At 71.5% G+C, this 16,137-nt stretch carries 12 protein-coding genes and 2 pseudogenes; 4 read left to right on the top strand and 10 right to left on the bottom strand.

Annotation, left to right across the window (positions count from 1 at the left end):
• Positions 1-75 precede the first annotated feature (75 nt).
• Positions 76-1,119, bottom strand: a pseudogene (locus ACH41F_RS18775) (recombinase family protein); the annotation flags it as partial.
• A gap of 29 nt (positions 1,120-1,148) precedes the next feature.
• Here ACH41F_RS18775 and ACH41F_RS18780 point away from each other — a divergent pair.
• Positions 1,149-1,370: pseudogene (locus ACH41F_RS18780) on the top strand (aldo/keto reductase); the annotation flags it as partial.
• 136 nt (positions 1,371-1,506) lie between these two features.
• On the opposite strand, the gene thpR reads toward ACH41F_RS18780, so the two are convergent.
• Genes thpR through ACH41F_RS18795 form a run of 3 tightly spaced genes read right to left on the bottom strand, consistent with a single transcriptional unit; the run spans position 1,507 to position 3,922 of the window.
• Positions 1,507-2,079: an RNA 2',3'-cyclic phosphodiesterase gene (thpR, locus tag ACH41F_RS18785; protein ID WP_398836626.1), complete on the bottom strand. Its 573-nt coding sequence runs from the start codon at positions 2,077-2,079 to the stop codon at positions 1,507-1,509.
• A gap of 31 nt (positions 2,080-2,110) precedes the next feature.
• Positions 2,111-3,457: an MFS transporter gene (locus tag ACH41F_RS18790; RefSeq protein ID WP_398836628.1), complete on the bottom strand. Its 1,347-nt coding sequence runs from the start codon at positions 3,455-3,457 to the stop codon at positions 2,111-2,113.
• Positions 3,458-3,484: 27 nt separating this feature from the next.
• The gene (locus tag ACH41F_RS18795; protein WP_391234161.1) at positions 3,485-3,922 is read right to left on the bottom strand and encodes a MarR family transcriptional regulator; all 438 of its coding nucleotides are present in this window, start codon (positions 3,920-3,922) and stop codon (positions 3,485-3,487) included.
• A 145-nt stretch (positions 3,923-4,067) separates the two neighbouring features.
• On the opposite strand from ACH41F_RS18795, the gene ACH41F_RS18800 reads away from it, so the two are divergent.
• Positions 4,068-4,256: a ribbon-helix-helix protein, CopG family gene (locus ACH41F_RS18800; protein WP_391234160.1), complete on the top strand. Its 189-nt coding sequence runs from the start codon at positions 4,068-4,070 to the stop codon at positions 4,254-4,256.
• Positions 4,257-4,266: 10 nt separating this feature from the next.
• Here the strand turns inward: ACH41F_RS18800 and ACH41F_RS18805 are convergent, their stop codons facing one another.
• Positions 4,267-5,718 (bottom strand): solute carrier family 23 protein, encoded by a 1,452-nt coding sequence (locus ACH41F_RS18805; protein ID WP_391234159.1) that lies wholly within the window; start codon positions 5,716-5,718, stop codon positions 4,267-4,269.
• Positions 5,719-5,831: 113 nt separating this feature from the next.
• Between ACH41F_RS18805 and ACH41F_RS18810 the strand changes: the two genes are divergently transcribed.
• Together ACH41F_RS18810 and ACH41F_RS18815 are read left to right on the top strand one after the other, a co-directional pair.
• Positions 5,832-6,092 (top strand): DUF2530 domain-containing protein, encoded by a 261-nt coding sequence (locus ACH41F_RS18810; RefSeq protein WP_391234158.1) that lies wholly within the window; start codon positions 5,832-5,834, stop codon positions 6,090-6,092.
• Between the two features lie 96 nt (positions 6,093-6,188).
• The gene (locus ACH41F_RS18815; RefSeq protein WP_391234157.1) at positions 6,189-8,585 is read left to right on the top strand and encodes an HAD-IC family P-type ATPase; all 2,397 of its coding nucleotides are present in this window, start codon (positions 6,189-6,191) and stop codon (positions 8,583-8,585) included.
• Positions 8,586-8,705: 120 nt separating this feature from the next.
• Here ACH41F_RS18815 and ACH41F_RS18820 read toward each other — a convergent pair whose 3' ends face one another.
• The 5 genes from ACH41F_RS18820 to ACH41F_RS18840 form a co-directional block, all read right to left on the bottom strand.
• On the bottom strand, positions 8,706-9,509 hold the full coding sequence (locus ACH41F_RS18820) for a hypothetical protein (protein WP_398836630.1): 804 nt from the start codon (positions 9,507-9,509) through the stop codon (positions 8,706-8,708).
• Positions 9,510-9,704: 195 nt separating this feature from the next.
• Complete coding sequence (locus tag ACH41F_RS18825; RefSeq protein ID WP_391234155.1) at positions 9,705-10,628, bottom strand: hypothetical protein; 924 nt, start codon at positions 10,626-10,628, stop codon at positions 9,705-9,707.
• 83 nt (positions 10,629-10,711) lie between these two features.
• Complete coding sequence (locus ACH41F_RS18830; protein WP_391234154.1) at positions 10,712-11,470, bottom strand: calcium-binding protein; 759 nt, start codon at positions 11,468-11,470, stop codon at positions 10,712-10,714.
• Between the two features lie 184 nt (positions 11,471-11,654).
• Positions 11,655-14,762, bottom strand: coding sequence for a sacsin N-terminal ATP-binding-like domain-containing protein (locus ACH41F_RS18835; protein WP_398836632.1), 3,108 nt, complete (start codon positions 14,760-14,762; stop codon positions 11,655-11,657).
• 213 nt (positions 14,763-14,975) lie between these two features.
• Positions 14,976-15,902 (bottom strand): DUF3027 domain-containing protein, encoded by a 927-nt coding sequence (locus ACH41F_RS18840; protein ID WP_391234152.1) that lies wholly within the window; start codon positions 15,900-15,902, stop codon positions 14,976-14,978.
• Positions 15,903-16,137: the final 235 nt, after the last annotated feature.

Here is a 16,137-nt window from a genome sequence, read left to right on the forward strand (position 1 = left end):
GAGCATCAGGTGCCGCCGTCAGGAGTCGTCTCCGAGATGCCGGTGCAGGGCCCCCTCCCTCTCGCTAGCCACTCGTCAGGCTTCGCTGCGGACCGCCGCCATGTTGCGTACACGCTGCTTGAAGTCCATCGGGATCAGAACCTGAACCCGTCCGACGGGGTGCTGCCACATCCCGTCGTGCCCTTCGGCGGACCTGAGTTGCGCGACGGTCGTCCCCTGGAGGGGTTCGGCGTGGATGACGGCCTTGACCCCTGCGGCGCGAAGCTCCTGGCCCCTTTCGTGCTGGGTCGACAACGTGCTCCACCGTTCCCAGTAGGTCTCTCCTGTCGGGATCTCCTCCCAGGTGTCCGGGCGCGTGGGCTGCGCGACGAGCTGTTCACGTCGCGCGTCCAACCGCTTGTACGCCTCCCGGTACTCCTGCTTGCCCAGCTCACTGGAGTAGATGCCCGCCTCGCGGTCCTCCCTCAGGTCCGACAGAGCGCGGTTCACTTCCTCGATGTCGCGCGTGTAGTCCACGCCCGGCCGGAAGACCTTCCGGACGATCTCGACGTCCCCGGCAGCGAGGAGGAACGCTCTCCCCACGGCGTCCTCCAGCGTGTGCGCCGCGATGCCCTTGCTTCCGGTCGGACACGGCTTGTGCGTGGTTCGGGAGGCGCAGCGGTAGTAGGGCCAGTTACGGCCAGGGGCGAGATACGCCGGCTCCCCACATGTGCAGAACGCGACCTGGAGCAAGGGCGACCCACCCTTGCGGTTGCCGTTGCGCTTGCTGGTGTTCTCGTCCAGCTTCTTGTTGGCCAGCTCCCACTCCTCGTGCGTGATCAGCGGCTCAGCGCGCTGAAGGGGCTGACCGTCCGCGCCCCGGACGACCCGGCGTCGTGTCGTCTTCTTCCCCTCGACCATCACCTCCTCGGACACCTCCATCTGCCCCAGGCTGCAGCGGGAACGTACGACCTTGGCCGTGTTCGCGCCGGTCCAGCGGCTGCCCTTCGGGGTCTTGCCGCTACGGATCATCTGGGCGTCGAGTGACGTCGGGGTCTTCGACACGTCCTCGTTGAGCCACTGCGCGATGCTGTTCGCCGACTCGCCCGTGAGGAGACGGCGGACGATCTCACGAAGCGTCCCGGCCGTGTCGGTCCCGTAGTCGTCCGGAGGATCTGCTCGACAAGCACGGGATCGCGCCCGGCGAGGCCGCGCTGGCCTGGCTGCTCACCCGCCCGGGCGTCACCGGCCCGATCGTCGGCCCGCGCACGGCGGAGCAGCTGGAGTCGGCGCTCAGGGCGGTGGAGCTGGAGCTCGGCGAGGAGGTGCTGACGTCCCTGGACGAGATCTTCCCGGGTCCGGGCCCGTCGCCGGAGGCGTTCGCCTGGTAGCGGCGCGGGGAACCGCGCGACCGGCCGCGCGGTTCCCCTACCTGCCGAGCAGCGACGCCGTCGCCACGACGACGAACATCAGCACCAGCACGACGGCCATGATTCGGTTCCGGGTCTTCGGGTCCACGCCCCGAGCCTAACCGGCCCCCGCGAGCGCCCACCGGGCGACCACCTCGTACCGCGGCTGCTCGCCCGGCACCCCGGAGCGCGGCAGGTAGCTGCGCACCAGCGCCAGCTCGCCGACGGTCCAGGTCCGGCTCTCGAATCCCGCGAGCGCCTCCAGGTAGGGCCGTACGTCCACCGCGTCCCGGCTGCGCGCCACCGTCAGGTGGGCCTTGTACCGCCGGTGCTCGCCCGTCTCCAGCCCCGCCTTGCGCGCCGCCGCCTCCGCGCGGTCCGCGAGCAGCCGCAGCGCGGGCACGTCCCCGGCGGCCCCGGCCCACAGGGCGCGCCCGTGCCCGAACTGCCCGCCGCCGCGCACGGCCAGTTCGAAGGGGGCGGTGCGGGCGGCGGCCCGCTCCAGGCGGGCCGACAGTGCGGGGACGGCGTCGGCGTCGACCTCGCCGTAGAACGCCAGTGTGAAGTGCCATCCCGGGCGGCCGGTCCAGCGCAGGGTGTCCGCGCCGGGGAGTCTCTTGAGTTCGTCGACCTCGGTGGCGAGGTCGTGGGTGACGTCCTCGGGTGGCAGGACGGCGGCGAAGAGTCTCATGCGGCCCAGCCTGCCAGTGCGTCGGCCGGTGTCACGCGGCCGTGGTCAGGCGCTCCCGCTCCCGGGGGACCAGGCCCACGCGCGGGTGGCCGTGGTGCCAGCCGACCGTCAGCCGGAGGTTGCCGACGCGGGCCAGGACCAGGCCGATCGTCGCGGCCGCGGCGGCGGCGATCACTCCGCCGGCCGCGAGGCCCGCGCGGACGCCGTAGGCGTCGGTGATCCAGCCGGCGATCGGGGCGCCGAGGGGGGCGCCGCCCATGAAGACCATCATGTAGAGGGACATCACCCGGCCGCGCATGGCCGGGTCGGTGCTCATCTGGACGCTGCTGTTGGCGGTGACGTTGACCGTCATGCCGAACATGCCGATCGGGATCATGAGCAGGGCGAACAGCCACAGGGACGGGGCGAGGGCGGCCACGATCTCCAGCGTGCCGAAGGCCACGGCGCCCGCGACCAGCACCCGCATCCGGGCGGTGCCGCGGCGGGCGGCGAGCAGGGCGCCGGCGAGGGAGCCGACGGCCATCAGGGTGTTGAAGAGGCTGTAGGAGCCGGCGCCGGCGTGGAAGACGTCGTCGGCGAAGGCGGAGAGGTAGACGGGGAAGTTGAAGCCGAAGGTGCTGACGAACCCGACGAGGACGATGGTCCAGACGAGGTCCGGGCGCCCGGCGACGTAGTGCAGTCCTTCGCGCAGCTGGCCCTTGCCGCGCGGGGCGCGGTGGACGTCGTGCAGGTCGCGGGCGCGCATCAGCAGCAGGCCCGTGATGGGCGCGACGAAGGACAGTCCGTTGAAGAGGAACGCCCAGCCGGTGCCCACGCCGGTGATCATCAGTCCGGCGACGGCGGGGCCGACGAGGCGGGCGGACTGGAAGTTCGCGGAGTTCAGGCTGACGGCGTTCTGGAGCTGGTCGGGGCCGACCATCTCGGAGACGAAGGTCTGGCGGGCCGGGTTGTCGACGACGGTCGCCAGTCCCACGGCGAAGGCGGCCAGGTAGACGTGCCAGACCTGCACGTGCCCGGTCAGGGTGAGGGCGGCGAGGGCGAGGCCGGTGACGGCCATCGCGGACTGCGTGACCAGCAGGGTGGGGCGCTTGGGGAGGCGGTCGACGAGGACGCCGCCGTAGAGGCCGAAGAGCAGCATGGGCAGGAACTGGAGGGCGGTGGTGACGCCGACGGCGGTCGAGGAGCCGGTGAGGCTGAGGACCAGCCAGTCCTGGGCGATGCGCTGCATCCAGGTGCCGGTGTTGGAGACGACCTGGCCGGCGAAGAAGAGCCGGTAGTTGCGGACCTTCAGGGAGCTGAACATCGAGGACCGGCCTGGGTCCTCGGGGGTAGGGGTGGACGGTGCGGGGGCGGAGTCTGCTCCGGGTCCCGTACTCAAAGTGCGTTCGCCTCCTCGGGTGACGGCTTACAGGTGCGCGAGCTTCTCCAGCACGGGGGCGGCGGCGCGCAGTGTCGCCCACTCGTCCTCGTCCAGTCCGTCGACCAGGGTGGCCAGGAAGGCGTTGCGCTTGACGCGGCTCTCGGCGAGCATCGCCTCGGCCTGTTCCGTCTTCGTGACGACCTTCTGGCGCCGGTCCTCGGGGTGCGGCTCCAGTCGGACCAGTCCCTTGGCCTCCAGCAGTGCCACGATGCGGGTCATCGAGGGCGGCTGGACGTGCTCCTTGCGGGCGAGTTCGCCCGGGGTGGCCTTGCCGCAGAGGGAGAGGGTGCCCAGGACCGACATCTCGGTGGGGCTGAGCGACTCGTCGACCCGCTGGTGCTTGAGTCGGCGGGACAGTCGCATCACGGCGGAGCGCAGGGAGTTCACGGCGGCTACGTCGTCGCCATGGGTAAGGTCCGGCATCTCTTTAGCGTAACTCATTACTCTCGCTAAACAAGCGGTCGCGCGCGAGGATTCCCGTGAGTCCGGCCACGGAAACCGGAAAGTCACCCGTACGAGTGAGGTGGCGGCGGAAAGTGAACACCGCTCCCGGTCGGCGGCGACCCTCGTGTCCATGGGGACCAGCGTGCTCAGCCTGCGGATAGACGGGGAGCTGCTCGACCGGCTCCGGGACCATGCGGCCAAAAGGGGAATGAGCGTCCAGGACTACGTGGTCCGGACGCTCATTCGGGACGACTTCGACGAGCGGTTCCAGACCGCCGTCGAGGAGACGGAGAAGTTCTACGGGGTCACGTGACCCCCGCGGCTCAGGTCAGGCCCAGCGCCGGCATCAGGTAGTAGAAGCCGAAGACGGCGGCGACCACGTACATCGCGACGGGGACGCCCTTGCCGCGCCCGGCCGCCAGCCGCAGCACCACGAAGGTGATGAAGCCCATGCCGATGCCGTTGGTGATGGAGTAGGTGAACGGCATCATCACCATCGTGACGAAGGCCGGGATCGCGATGGTGTGGTCGGCCCAGTCGATCTCCTTGACCGAGCCCGCCAGGATCAGGAAACCGACGGCGAGCAGCGCCGGGGTGGCCGCCTGGGACGGGACCATCGTGGCGACCGGCGTGAGGAACAGCGCCACGGCGAACAGACCGCCGGTGACGAGGTTGGCGAAGCCGGTGCGCGCCCCCTCGCCCACGCCCGCGGTGGACTCCACGAAGGCGGTCGTGGCCGACGAGGAGCTGGCACCGCCCGCCGCGACGGCGAGGCCGTCCACGAGGAGCACCCTGTTGATGCCCGGCATCTGGCCCTGGGCGTCGGTCAGCTTGGCCTCGTCGCTGACGCCCATGATCGTGCCCATCGCGTCGAAGAAGCACGACAGCAGGACCGTGAAGACGAAGAGGACGCCGGTCAGCGTCCCGACCTTGTCGAACCCGCCGAACAGGCTGACCTTGCCGAGCAGGCCGAAGTCGGGGGTGGCGACCGGGTTGCCGGGCCACTTCGGTGTCGTCAGGCCCCAGGAGGGGACCGTGGCGACAGCCTCGATGATCATCGCCACGACCGTCATGGCGACGATCGAGATGAGGATGGCGCCGGAGACCTTGCGGACGATCAGCGCGAGGGTGAGCAGGGCGCCGAGCACGAAGACCAGGACCGGCCAGCCGTTGAGGTGGCCGTCGCCGCCGAGCTGGAGCGGGACGGTGGTCTGGGCGACGTCCGGGATGCGGGAGACGAAGCCGGCGTCGACCAGCCCGATCAGCATGATGAACAGGCCGATACCGATCGAGATGGCCTTGCGCAGACCGAAGGGGACCGCGTTCATCACGCGCTCGCGCAGGCCCGTGGCGACCAGCAGCATCACGATGAAGCCCGCCAGGACCACCATGCCCATCGCGTCCGGCCAGGACATCCGGGGCGCGAGCTGGAGGGCGACGACCGAGTTCACGCCGAGGCCCGCGGCCAGCGCGATCGGCACGTTGCCGATGACGCCCATCAGCAGCGTGGTGAACGCCGCCGTCACGCAGGTGGCCGTCACCAGCTGCCCGTTGTCGAGCTGGTGGCCGTACATGTCCTTCGCGCTGCCGAGGATGATCGGGTTCAGCACGATGATGTAGGCCATCGCGAAGAAGGTGGCGAATCCGCCGCGGACCTCACGGGACAGCGTGCTGCCGCGCTCCGAGATCCTGAAGTAGCGGTCGAGGGCGCCGGGAGCGGGGGCGCCGCCCGACGGCTGAGGAGCGGGGGCCTTGGCGGGTGCCGAGGTCGACATTGGCGTTTCCTACGAACAGAAGTGGTCAGGCACAGATGGTTTCAGTATGAACATATGAACTCAGAGATGGCCATCTCCGCGCGTAGAAGTGACCACCTCGTAAGCTGTGCCCCATGGCGAAGTGGACCCCCCAGCACGAGGCACCGGAGCCCCTGGAGGGCCCCATCGTGCCGACGATCATCGGCGGCACGATCCTGTGGTTCGTCCTCTTCCTCGTCCAGCTCCCCTTCTACGGCTGGTTCGACGACCACGGGCACGCGTGGTGGGTGTGGACCTGCCTGGCCGGCGCCGGGCTCGGACTGATCGGCATCTACTACGTCCGCCGCCGCGACGCCGCCCTCAAGCGGGCGGCCGCCGTACGAGAAGACCAGTAGGCCGTACAACCCGCGTACCACTCACCCTCCTCCCCAGGTCGGATCTTCCGGCCACTCGCCGGGTGAAGCCGTACGTCCGCACGTACCGTCGAATGCATGACGCACACCGACGCGGGCGCCGAACTCGATCCTGCGCACCCCGCGCCGCTCCCCGCGGCCGGGGCGAGCGGGCTGTCCGCCGCCGAGGTGGCCGAGCGGATCGCTGGCGGGCAGGTCAACGACGTCCCCGTGCGCAGCAGCCGGTCGATGGCGGACATCGTCCGCGCCAACGTCTTCACCCGGTTCAACGCGATCATCGGCGTGCTGTGGCTGGTCATGCTGTTCGTCGCGCCGTTCCAGGACAGCCTCTTCGGATACGTGATCCTCGCCAACACCGGGATAGGCATCATCCAGGAGTGGCGGGCGAAGAAGACCCTCGACTCCCTCGCGGTGATCGGCGAGGCCAGGCCGACGGTACGGCGGGACGGGACCGCCCGGCAGGTCAGCACCTCCGACATCGTGCTGGACGACCTCATCGAGATCGGGCCCGGCGACAAGGCCGTGGTCGACGGGGTGTGCGTCGAGGCCGACGGGCTGGAGATCGACGAGTCGCTGCTCACCGGCGAGGCCGACCCCGTGGTCAAGCGGCCCGGGGACGAGGTCATGTCCGGCAGCTTCGTCGTCGCGGGCGGCGGCGCGTTCCGGGCCACCAAGGTGGGGCGCGAGGCCTACGCCGCCCAGCTCGCCGAGGAGGCCTCCCGCTTCACCCTCGTCCACTCCGAGCTGCGCTCCGGCATCTCCACGATCCTCAAGTACGTGACCTGGATGATGGTCCCGGCCGCGATCGGCCTGGTGATCACCCAGCTCGTGGTCAAGAGCAACGACCTCAAGGAGTCCATCGCCCGCACGGTCGGCGGCATCGTCCCGATGGTCCCCGAGGGCCTGGTCCTCCTCACCTCCGTCGCCTTCGCGATAGGGGTCATCCGGCTTGGCCGAAAACAGTGCCTGGTCCAGGAGCTGCCCGCCATCGAGGGCCTCGCCCGCGTCGACACGGTCTGCCTCGACAAGACGGGCACCCTCACCGAGGGCGGCATGGACGTCACCGAGCTACGGCCACTGAACGGCGCCGACGAGACGTACGTCCGCACGGTGCTCGGCGCCCTCGGCGAGTCCGACCCGCGCCCCAACGCCTCCCTGAGGGCCGTCATCGACGCCTACCCGGACGCCGAGGACTGGCGCTGCACCGAGTCGCTGCCCTTTTCCTCCGCCCGCAAGTACAGCGGCGCCTCCTTCAGCGAGGGCAACGGCGAGTCCAGCACCTGGCTGCTGGGGGCGCCGGACGTGCTGCTCGCCGCGGACGACCCGGCGCTCGCCGAGACCGGGCGGCTGAACGAACAGGGCCTGCGGGTCCTGCTGCTGGCCCGGACCGCGCGGGACCTGGACGACCCCGAGGTGGCCGGCGCGGTCGATCCCACGGCCCTGGTGGTGCTGGAGCAGCGGCTGCGGCCCGACGCGGCCGACACCCTGCGGTACTTCGCCGAGCAGGACGTCCGCGCCAAGGTCATCTCCGGCGACAACGCGGTGTCGGTGGGCGCGGTGGCCGCCCAGCTCGGGCTCGACGGGGCGACGGTCGACGCGCGCACCCTGCCCGCCGAGCAGGAGGACATGGCGAAGGCCCTGGACGAGGGCACGGTGTTCGGGCGGGTCACCCCGCAGCAGAAGCGGGACATGGTCGGCGCCCTCCAGTCCCGCGGGCACACGGTCGCGATGACCGGCGACGGGGTGAACGACGTCCTCGCGCTCAAGGACGCCGACATCGGGGTGTCGATGGGCTCGGGGTCGGAGGCGACCCGGGCGGTGGCGCAGATCGTGCTGCTCGACAACAGCTTCGCGACCCTGCCCTCGGTGGTCGCCGAGGGGCGCCGGGTCATCGGGAACATCACGCGGGTGGCGACGCTGTTCCTGGTCAAGACCGTGTACTCGGTGCTGCTGGCGCTGCTGGTGGTGTGCTGGCAGGTGGAGTACCCGTTCCTGCCGAGGCATCTGACCCTGCTGTCCACCCTGACGATCGGCGTCCCGGCGTTCTTCCTCGCCCTCGCCCCCAACACCGAGCGGGCCCAGCCCCACTTCGTGCGCCGGGTCATGCGGTACGCCATCCCCGGCGGACTGCTGGCCGGGATCGCGACCTTCGTGACCTATCTGATCGCCCGTCACCACTACACCGGCGCGGGCGCGTTGGACGCCGAGACGAGCGTCGCCACGCTCACCCTGTTCCTGATCTCGATGTGGGTGCTCGCCATCATCGCCCGCCCGTACACCTGGTGGCGGGTGGCACTGGTGGCGTCGATGGGCGCGGGCTTCCTGCTGGTGCTGGTCGTGCCGTGGCTCCAGGACTTCTTCGCGCTGAAGCTGGTGGGCGTGACGATGCCGTGGATCGCGGTGGGCATCTCGGTGGTGGCGGCGGCCGCCCTGGAGTTGACCTGGAAGTGGGTCGACCGCCGCGTGCCCGCTTAGCGCGGGGCTTCAGCCGAAGAGGCTTGTGCCGGGTCTCGTCCGCGACTCCGTCGTGGCTGGTCGCGCCCGCGCGGCGGTAGCCGCACATGAATACAGCCCCGCGCCCCTTTGGGGGCGCTTTTACTGGACGTCTATGTAGTCGCCCGTCGCGCTCACCGCGGGGGTGGTCGTGGTGCCCGCGAAGCTGTAGCGGTAGTAGCCGTCCGCCGAGGCGGTGACCGTGGTGCTCAGGGTGCCCGTCGAGCTGGTCCTGACGGTCTTGACCGTGGTGTAGGTGGTCGTGCCCGCCTTGCGGAACTGGAGGTTGACGGGCTGGCTCGCGTAGCCCGCGTACTTGTTGGTCTCCCAGTTGGCGCGGGAGAGCTTGCCGGTGACCGTGAGGGTCTTGCCCTTCTTCACCGGCTCCGGCGAGGCGTTGACGGTGAGCGTGGCCTTGCGCTGGAGCTTGGTGGTGCCGAAGCCCGCCTGCCAGGTGAGCCCGCCGTCCTTGGCTGCGGCGAGGGCCCCCAGCTTCCAGCTGCCCGCCTGGGAGTTGACCAGGCCGTCGGCGGAGGAGTCCGGGCGGAACTGGATCTTCGCCGTGCACTTCAGGACCGTCGAGGAGGACGCCGTGCAGGTGCCGGGGTCGTCGCCGAGGATCATGTCGTCGGAGTCCAGACCGAGCGTGGTGCCGCGGTAGAGCACCGGCCCGCTCTCGAAGGAGCTCGCGGCCAGGCTCGCGGGCTTGGTCACGGTGTACGTCGCGGTGACGGTGACCTGGGTCGTGGTGCCGACCACGATGTTCTTGCCGCTGTTCACCTTGAGCGCGGAGAAGGTGACGGCGGGCCCGGCGGTGGCGGCCTCGGCGGCCGGCACGGCGAGGGCGGTGAGCGCCAGGGCGCCGGTCACGGCGGAGACGGCGGCCACGATGGTTCTGCTGCGCATGTGCGTTCCCCAGGGGGAGAAGTGAGCTAGGAGTCTGTTGACTCGTGGGATGAGATCACCGGACCCCGAGGAGAGTTGTACGGGTGGGACCGGATTTTGTCGTCACCTGCACAACGCTTTGCCAAGATCGACGCTTTGCCCAGCACGAGGGCCGGCCCCGGATGGATTCCGGAGCCGGCCCCTGGGAGGTGCTGCTTACTTCACGTCGACGAAGTCACCCGCGGCGCTGACCGCCGGGGTGGTCGAGGTACCCGCGAAGGAGTACCGGAAGTAGCCGTCGGCCGAGGCCTTGACGGTGGTGCTCAGGTTGCCGGTCGAGTTGGTCTTGATGGTCTTGACCGTGGTGTAGGTGCTGGCGCTCTTCTTGCGGAACTGGAGCTTGACCGGCTGGGCCGCGTAGCCCGCGTACTTGTCGGTGTCCCAGTTGGCGCGCGAGAGCTTGCCGGTGACCGTGATGGTCTTGCCCTTCTTCACCGGCTCCGGCGAGGCGTTGACCGTCAGCTTCGACAGGCGCTGGACCTTGGGGGCGGCGGCCTTGTCGGTCACGGCGACACCGACGTTGTCCAGGTTCGGGCTCTCCGGGTCCTCACCGTTGAACGCGACGGCGTAGCCGGCCGCCTTCCAGGAGCCGGCGTCCGAGTTGATGAGACCCCAGTCCTCGTTGCCCGGAGCCGGGTCGACGGCGATGGTGGCCGTGCAGGAGGCGACGGTCGCGGACGTGTCCGTGCAGGTCGCGTCGGAGCTGTCGTACCAGAAGTCGGTCGTGAAGAAGTCCGTGCCCTTGTACAGCTCGACACCGGCGTAGAAGTCCCCGGCGTGGATGTCGACGTCCGCGGCGTGGGTCAGCGTGAACGAGACCGGGACCTTCACCACGCTGGTGGTGCCGACGACGATGTTCTTGCCCTTGTTGACCTTGACGTTCGAGAAGGAGGCGTCGAGGGGGTAGGGGGTGGGCTCCTCGGCGGTGGCGAACGCGGCCTTGCCGGAGGCGGCCTGGGCGGCGGCGTGGACGTCGGAGGCGTCGAAGGTCCGCGAGGTGTCGGCCTGCGCGGCCGGGACGGCCAGGGCGGACAGGGCCAGGGCGCCGGAGACGGCGGCCACGGTGGCGCGAATACGCATGTGTTTCCTCAGGGAAGAAAGGGATGGGAGCACCGGGCCCCGGACGCGCCGGGCCCCGGTGGAGAGATGTCGACCGCTGTCGCTTACTGCACGTCGATGAGGTCACCGGTGGCGTTGACCGCCGCGGTGGTCGTCGTGCCCGCGAAGACATAGCGGTAGTAGCCGTCGACCGACGCGGTGACCGTGGTGCTCAGGTTGCCCGTCGAGTTCGACTTGATGGTCTTGACCGTGGTGTACGTGCTGGCGCTCTTCTTGCGGAACTGGAGCTTGACGGACTGGCCGGAGTAGCCCGCGTACGCCAGCGACTCCCAGTTGGCGCGGGAGAGCTTGCCGGTGACCGTGATGGTCTTGCCCTTCTTCACCGGCTCCGGCGAGGCGTTCGCCGTCAGCTTGGCGGCCCGCTGGAACTTGAAGGAGCCGGCCTTCTCCGTCCAGATGTAGTCGTCGTCCTTGGCGTCGATCCACGCGTCCACGTACCACGTGCCGGCGCTGGCGTTGCTGAGGTAGTCCGTCCTCGGGTCCACCTTCACCGACGCGGTGCAGGTGGAGGTGGTGGCGCTGGAGGCCGTGCAGGTCGGCTTGCCGGTGGTGAGGAAGCCGTAGCCCGGGCCCGTCAGGGAGAACTCCTGGGCGCCGGCGATCCCGGAGTCGTCCTTGGCCGTGACGCTGACCTTGATGGTCTTCGCGTCCGAGATGCCGACGGACGCCTTGTTGTCGCCGTCGACGACGACCTTGGTGATCGTGGTGTCGCCCAGGCTGCCGTCCGCCTGCGCGGCGGGTACGGCCAGAGCGGAAAGGGCCAGGGCGCCGATGGTGGCCGCCCCGATGGCTCGAATACGCATGCGATCCCCGTGTGGAGAAAGGGCCCCGACGGTCGTCGTCCCCCACGGCGAGCGCCCACACGCCGGGACCCAAGTGATCAAGGAGTCTGTTGACTCACGTGATCAGATTCATGACGCGAGTGAATGGTTGTACGGGTGGTGAGAAATTTGTGCGAGAAATTTCAAGATCCCGGAAGCCGTCCGGTCAGTCGAACCACCGGTCCCGCGCCAGCTCCTCCGTCCGCGACGGATCCTCCAGCAGCGCCGCCACCTCGAACCGCCGCGGCCACTGCCCCGCCGCCCAGGCCAGCCCCGCGGCCACGCCTTCGAGCGTCGAGGCGTGCAGCACGGCGTCGCTGGTCAGCCGCCAGTCCAACTCCACCCCGTCCACGAGGAGTTCCTCGTGCTCGACGTAGGTCGACGGCGTCCGCGGTCCGAGCAGCACCCGTACGGACTCCGGTACGTCGTGCTCGACGCCCTCGGAGTCCACCGACCCGGTGACCGACTCGCTCAGCCGCCGCACCTGGAACAGCTCCGCCAACTCGGCGGCCCGCGCGGGCCGTACGGGCAGCAGCGGCACCCCCGCGGTGAAGGGCAGCAGATCGGGCGAGTCGACGACCACGGCGTCGGCCGCGTCCACCACCTCCACCCGCCCGTCCACGACGGCCCGCACCTCGTCGGGCAGGGTGACCTGCTCAGGATCCAGCTCGGCCAACGCGCCGTACAGGGCGTGCAGTTGAGCCCCGGTCACCACCCGCGAGGGGTCGGCCAGGCGGTCCAGCAGCTCCGCCGCCCCACCCGGCTCGTCCAGCAGCGCCGCCACCGACGTGCGGACCCCGAGCGCCCGCAGGACCTGCTCGTCGTCGAAGCCGGTCGCGTCGGCCTCGTCGTACAGGCCCCGCAGCAGCGGGTCTCCCCCGGCGGCCAGCAGACCGGCCGGGCGGCGGCCGTCGAGCACCGGGTGCCCGCGCAACCACCAGGCCGTGTAGGGCCGTACGAGCTCATGCGTGCCGTCCGGCAGCAGGATCCGCACCTGCTGGGTGAGCGCGTCCCGCAGCGGCGGCCGGGCCAGCATCGCGAGCGCCTGCGGCCAGCACTCCTCGTCCACCAGGTCCAGATCGCGCACCGCGACCAGCTCGGTGGCGACCGGCGGCACCGGCGAGTCGGGGAAGCGGTCCAGGACGTCCTCGCTCCACACGTCCACGGCGTCCAGCAGCCCGGCGTCGTCGGGCTCGGCGAAGTCCCCGTCGCGCGGCTCCAGTTCGTCCGGGTCGAGGACCACGTCGGTGGCGCGGACGAGCGCGAAGTCGGCGAGCACACCGCAGGCCGCCAGCGGCTGCTCCCCCCAGCGCTCCGCCAGTTCGGCGTCCACGGCCGCCAGTTCACCCTCGCGGATCACCTGCGCGAACGGGCTGCCGGGAAGGACCAGTTCACCCGCGGGCGCCAACTCGCCGTCCTCGTCGGGCAACGCGAGCGCACCGAGCCAGGGCTCGTCACCGGGCTCCAGCCCCGCGTCCCGGACGAGCGCGAGGACGGTGTCGGCCAGCTCCTCCGCGTCCAGGGTGTCCTCGTCCCACGCCCCGCCGTCGTCGTCCAGCGACGCGGCGACCGCGGCTCGCACCTGCGGGGTGGTCAGCACCGCGCGCGGCGAGGCGGGCAGCGCGCCCAGCTTCTCCAGCAGCGGATGCGCGGCGTCCGGGTGGGCGACCTTCAGGCCGAGCCGGGCGAGCAGCTCCGGCTCGACGGCGGCGCCGTCGGCGGTGGGCAGCAGGACCTGCCGGGGCCCGATGGTCGTACGGCCGTCCGCCAGCGGCACGGGCAGCCCGGACAGCCGGTCCGGGTCGACCCCGGCGAGGCTGTCGTACAGCCGCTGCCACCAGCCCGGCTCCTTCTCCAGCCCGGCCAGCCGGTCGACGGCGTCGGTGAGCGGGATACGGGCGACGCCCAGGGTGCGCAGTTCCACCCGGCGCTCCAGACCGGCGGGCAGCAGGGTGGGCAGCACCTCGGCGAGGACGCGCACGGTGTCGGCGCCGGCGCCCTCCACCACCTCCGCCTCCCTCGGGCGCAGCGCCTCGGGCAGGTCGTCGTCCTCGCCTGGCGCCAGGGCCGGCGGCAGGAACGCGGTCCTCGGCAGCCGCTCCAGGATCGCCTGCCGCAGCGCCCCGTCCAGCTCGCCCTTGCCGAGCGGGCCGGGCACCAGGTCGATGGCGCCGGTGGTCACCGGCCGCCAAGCGCCCAGCAGTTCGGTGTAGGCGTCGGCGGCGCGCTGCACCAGGAAGTCGGTCAGCGGACCGGGCGCCGCGTGCCGGCGGGTGGGGTCCAGCGGGAAGGAGGCGATGAGCAGCGCGGGCACCCCGAGCGGCTCGTCGCTGGGCGTGGGGGCGTGCACGACCGGGCTGGTGCGGGGGCGCACGGGGGTGCCGTCGGCGTCGGCGGGCACGGCCCAGGTGACCGACCAGTGCGGCCGCTGCCGCTCCTCGACGGGACGGTCGGCGAGGAGGTCGGGCGTCAGCGGACCGTGCGAGGCGGCCACCCGCCACCGGGTCACACCCGCCCGGGAGTCCTCCACCACGGTGAAGGCGCCGTCGGTGCCCCGGCGCAGGGTCCGGGTGGTGTCGGTCTCGATCACCACCTCCTCCAGCCCGGGCAGGGCGAGGAGCAGGGCGTCGTCCACGGCGTCCAGGAGCCGCTCGGCGAGGTCCGCGGCGGCCGGGTCGCGCAGCGGCAGGATGACGGCGGTGTCGTACGGGTCGGGGGCGCTGCCCTCGGCGGCGAACGGCAGCCGCAGCAGCGGCACGTGACCGTCGCGGCGCCGGACCTCGTCCCCGAGCCCCGGGCTGTGCCGGGCGACGTCGGCGGCCAGCTCCCGGGCCTCGGCCAGGGACCAGCGCACGCCTCCGTGCCGGCCGACGACCGCCGGCTCGTCGGTGACGGCGAGCACGGCGGCGAACCCGACGCCGAAGCGGCCGATGGAGGGGGTGTCCCGCTTGGCGGAGGCGCGCAGCGTGGACAGCGACTCGACACCGGCCGCGTCCAGCGGGGCGCCGGTGTTGGCGGCGACGAGCACACCCTCGCGGAGGGTGAGCCGGAGCCGTCCGGGCACGTTCGCCCTGGCGGCGGCGTCGGCCGCGTTCTGGGCGAGCTCCACGACCAGCCGGTCCCGGTACCCGCCGAGGACGAGGTCCTCCTCGGCGTTGGCGTCCTCCCGGAACCGGGCGGGGCTGGTCGCCCAGGCGTCCAGCACACCCCGCCTCAGACGGGCGGTCCCGAACGGGTCGGCACCCTCGGCAGCGGGCCGCGCGAACTTGCTCACGTTCAACACTCTCCTCGTCGGCGTGGGGTCGAAGGTACCGCGAGGAAAGGGGGTCGCAGATCGGGGAAGCCCTGTCCGGCCCGGGCGACCGCGGACCCACGGCGGTGCCGCCGCCGCACGCGGTCTCGCCCCCGCCGCCCCTGCCCCACAGGGGGACCCCCGGCCCTGGACGGGCCTCGCCCTCAAGCGCCCGAACGGGCGGAGGAACAGGCCCTAGGAGTGGCCCAGCTCCGCCGACTCCTCGTCCGAGAGCGCCGGGACCGAGCCCGAGTCCGGGGCCGGGCGCAGCGGGAAGGGGTCCACCTTCGTCTCGTCGATCACCGGCGCCGCCGGACGCGGCGGCTTCGGCATCACCGCGGCCTCGGAGTGGCCGCCGCAGCCGTACGCCAGCGACACCACCCGGCCGTCCGCGGGAGCGAACTCGTTGGCGCAGACACCGAAGGCCTGGCCGAGGGAACCGCCGATCGGCTGGAGGAAGCCGCAGCTGACGCAGGTCGCGGGGGCCGCCTGGGCCATGGGCGTCTTGGCGCCGTAGGCCTCCTCCCAGCGGTCGGCGGCGATGTGCAGCCCGTAGCGGGACAGGACCCGGGCACGGCGCATGCCCAGCTCCTCCGCGACCGCGGCGATCGAACCCCGCGCGGGCACCACGGGCAGGTGCGCCGGGGAGCCCGCCGTGACCTCCGCGTCCTCGGCCTCCACCAGCTCGGCCATCTCCTCGGAGACGGCGGCGCTCGGCACCGGGTCGTCCCCACCGGAGTAACCGGGCTCCAGACGGAGGTCCTCGGCGTCGGTGGGCAGCAGATCCCCCGGCCCCATGTCCCCGGGGCGCAGCCGCTCGCTCCACGGCACCCACTCGGGGGCGAGCAGCGCGTCGGGGCCGGGCAGCAGCACGACCTCGTCGAGCGTCACGATCTTCGCCCGGGAGGCCCGCGCCACGGTGACCGCCCAGCGCCAGCCCCGGTAGCCGAGCTCCTTGCACTCGAAGAAGTGCGTGACGACCCGGTCGCCCTCGGACTCCAGGCCCGCGTGCTCACCGACGACGCCGGGCGCCGCCGCCTCCTCTGCTGCGGTGCGGGCGAGGTCGACGGCCTCGGCGCACAGGCGGTCGGGGGTGCGGCTTCGCGTGGTCGCTGCGCTCACAGGTATCGCTTCTCTCCTACGCCGTCACTGTGGTGCGTACGCCGGTGGCGAGGGGGCGGACGGAGCGGACCGGGGGACCGCGTCGACGTCCACGCCCGCTCGCGCTCGGGCGCACCTGTGCCACCCATTGTGCGGGATGGCTGAGATACGCACGCTACCTGTTCGCGTGCGCTCGGCCTACACCGACGGGACGTTTGCCACCCGCCCACCGGTCTCGGTATGGCCACGGCACGTC

Origin of the sequence: Streptomyces sp. NPDC020489 (assembly GCF_044386545.1) — a bacterium.
Taxonomy (GTDB): domain Bacteria; phylum Actinomycetota; class Actinomycetes; order Streptomycetales; family Streptomycetaceae; genus Streptomyces.

Coding starts and splice junctions, on each gene's coding strand:
- ACH41F_RS18795 (WP_391234161.1), bottom strand. CDS start 3,922: ATGCCGGACCTTACCCATGGCGACGACGTAGCCGCCGTGAACTCCCTG.
- ACH41F_RS18825 (WP_391234155.1), bottom strand. CDS start 10,628: ATGCGTATTCGCGCCACCGTGGCCGCCGTCTCCGGCGCCCTGGCCCTG.
- ACH41F_RS18820 (WP_398836630.1), bottom strand. CDS start 9,509: ATGCGCAGCAGAACCATCGTGGCCGCCGTCTCCGCCGTGACCGGCGCC.
- ACH41F_RS18815 (WP_391234157.1), top strand. CDS start 6,189: ATGACGCACACCGACGCGGGCGCCGAACTCGATCCTGCGCACCCCGCG.
- ACH41F_RS18805 (WP_391234159.1), bottom strand. CDS start 5,718: ATGTCGACCTCGGCACCCGCCAAGGCCCCCGCTCCTCAGCCGTCGGGC.
- ACH41F_RS18810 (WP_391234158.1), top strand. CDS start 5,832: ATGGCGAAGTGGACCCCCCAGCACGAGGCACCGGAGCCCCTGGAGGGC.
- ACH41F_RS18830 (WP_391234154.1), bottom strand. CDS start 11,470: ATGCGTATTCGAGCCATCGGGGCGGCCACCATCGGCGCCCTGGCCCTT.
- thpR (WP_398836626.1), bottom strand. CDS start 2,079: ATGAGACTCTTCGCCGCCGTCCTGCCACCCGAGGACGTCACCCACGAC.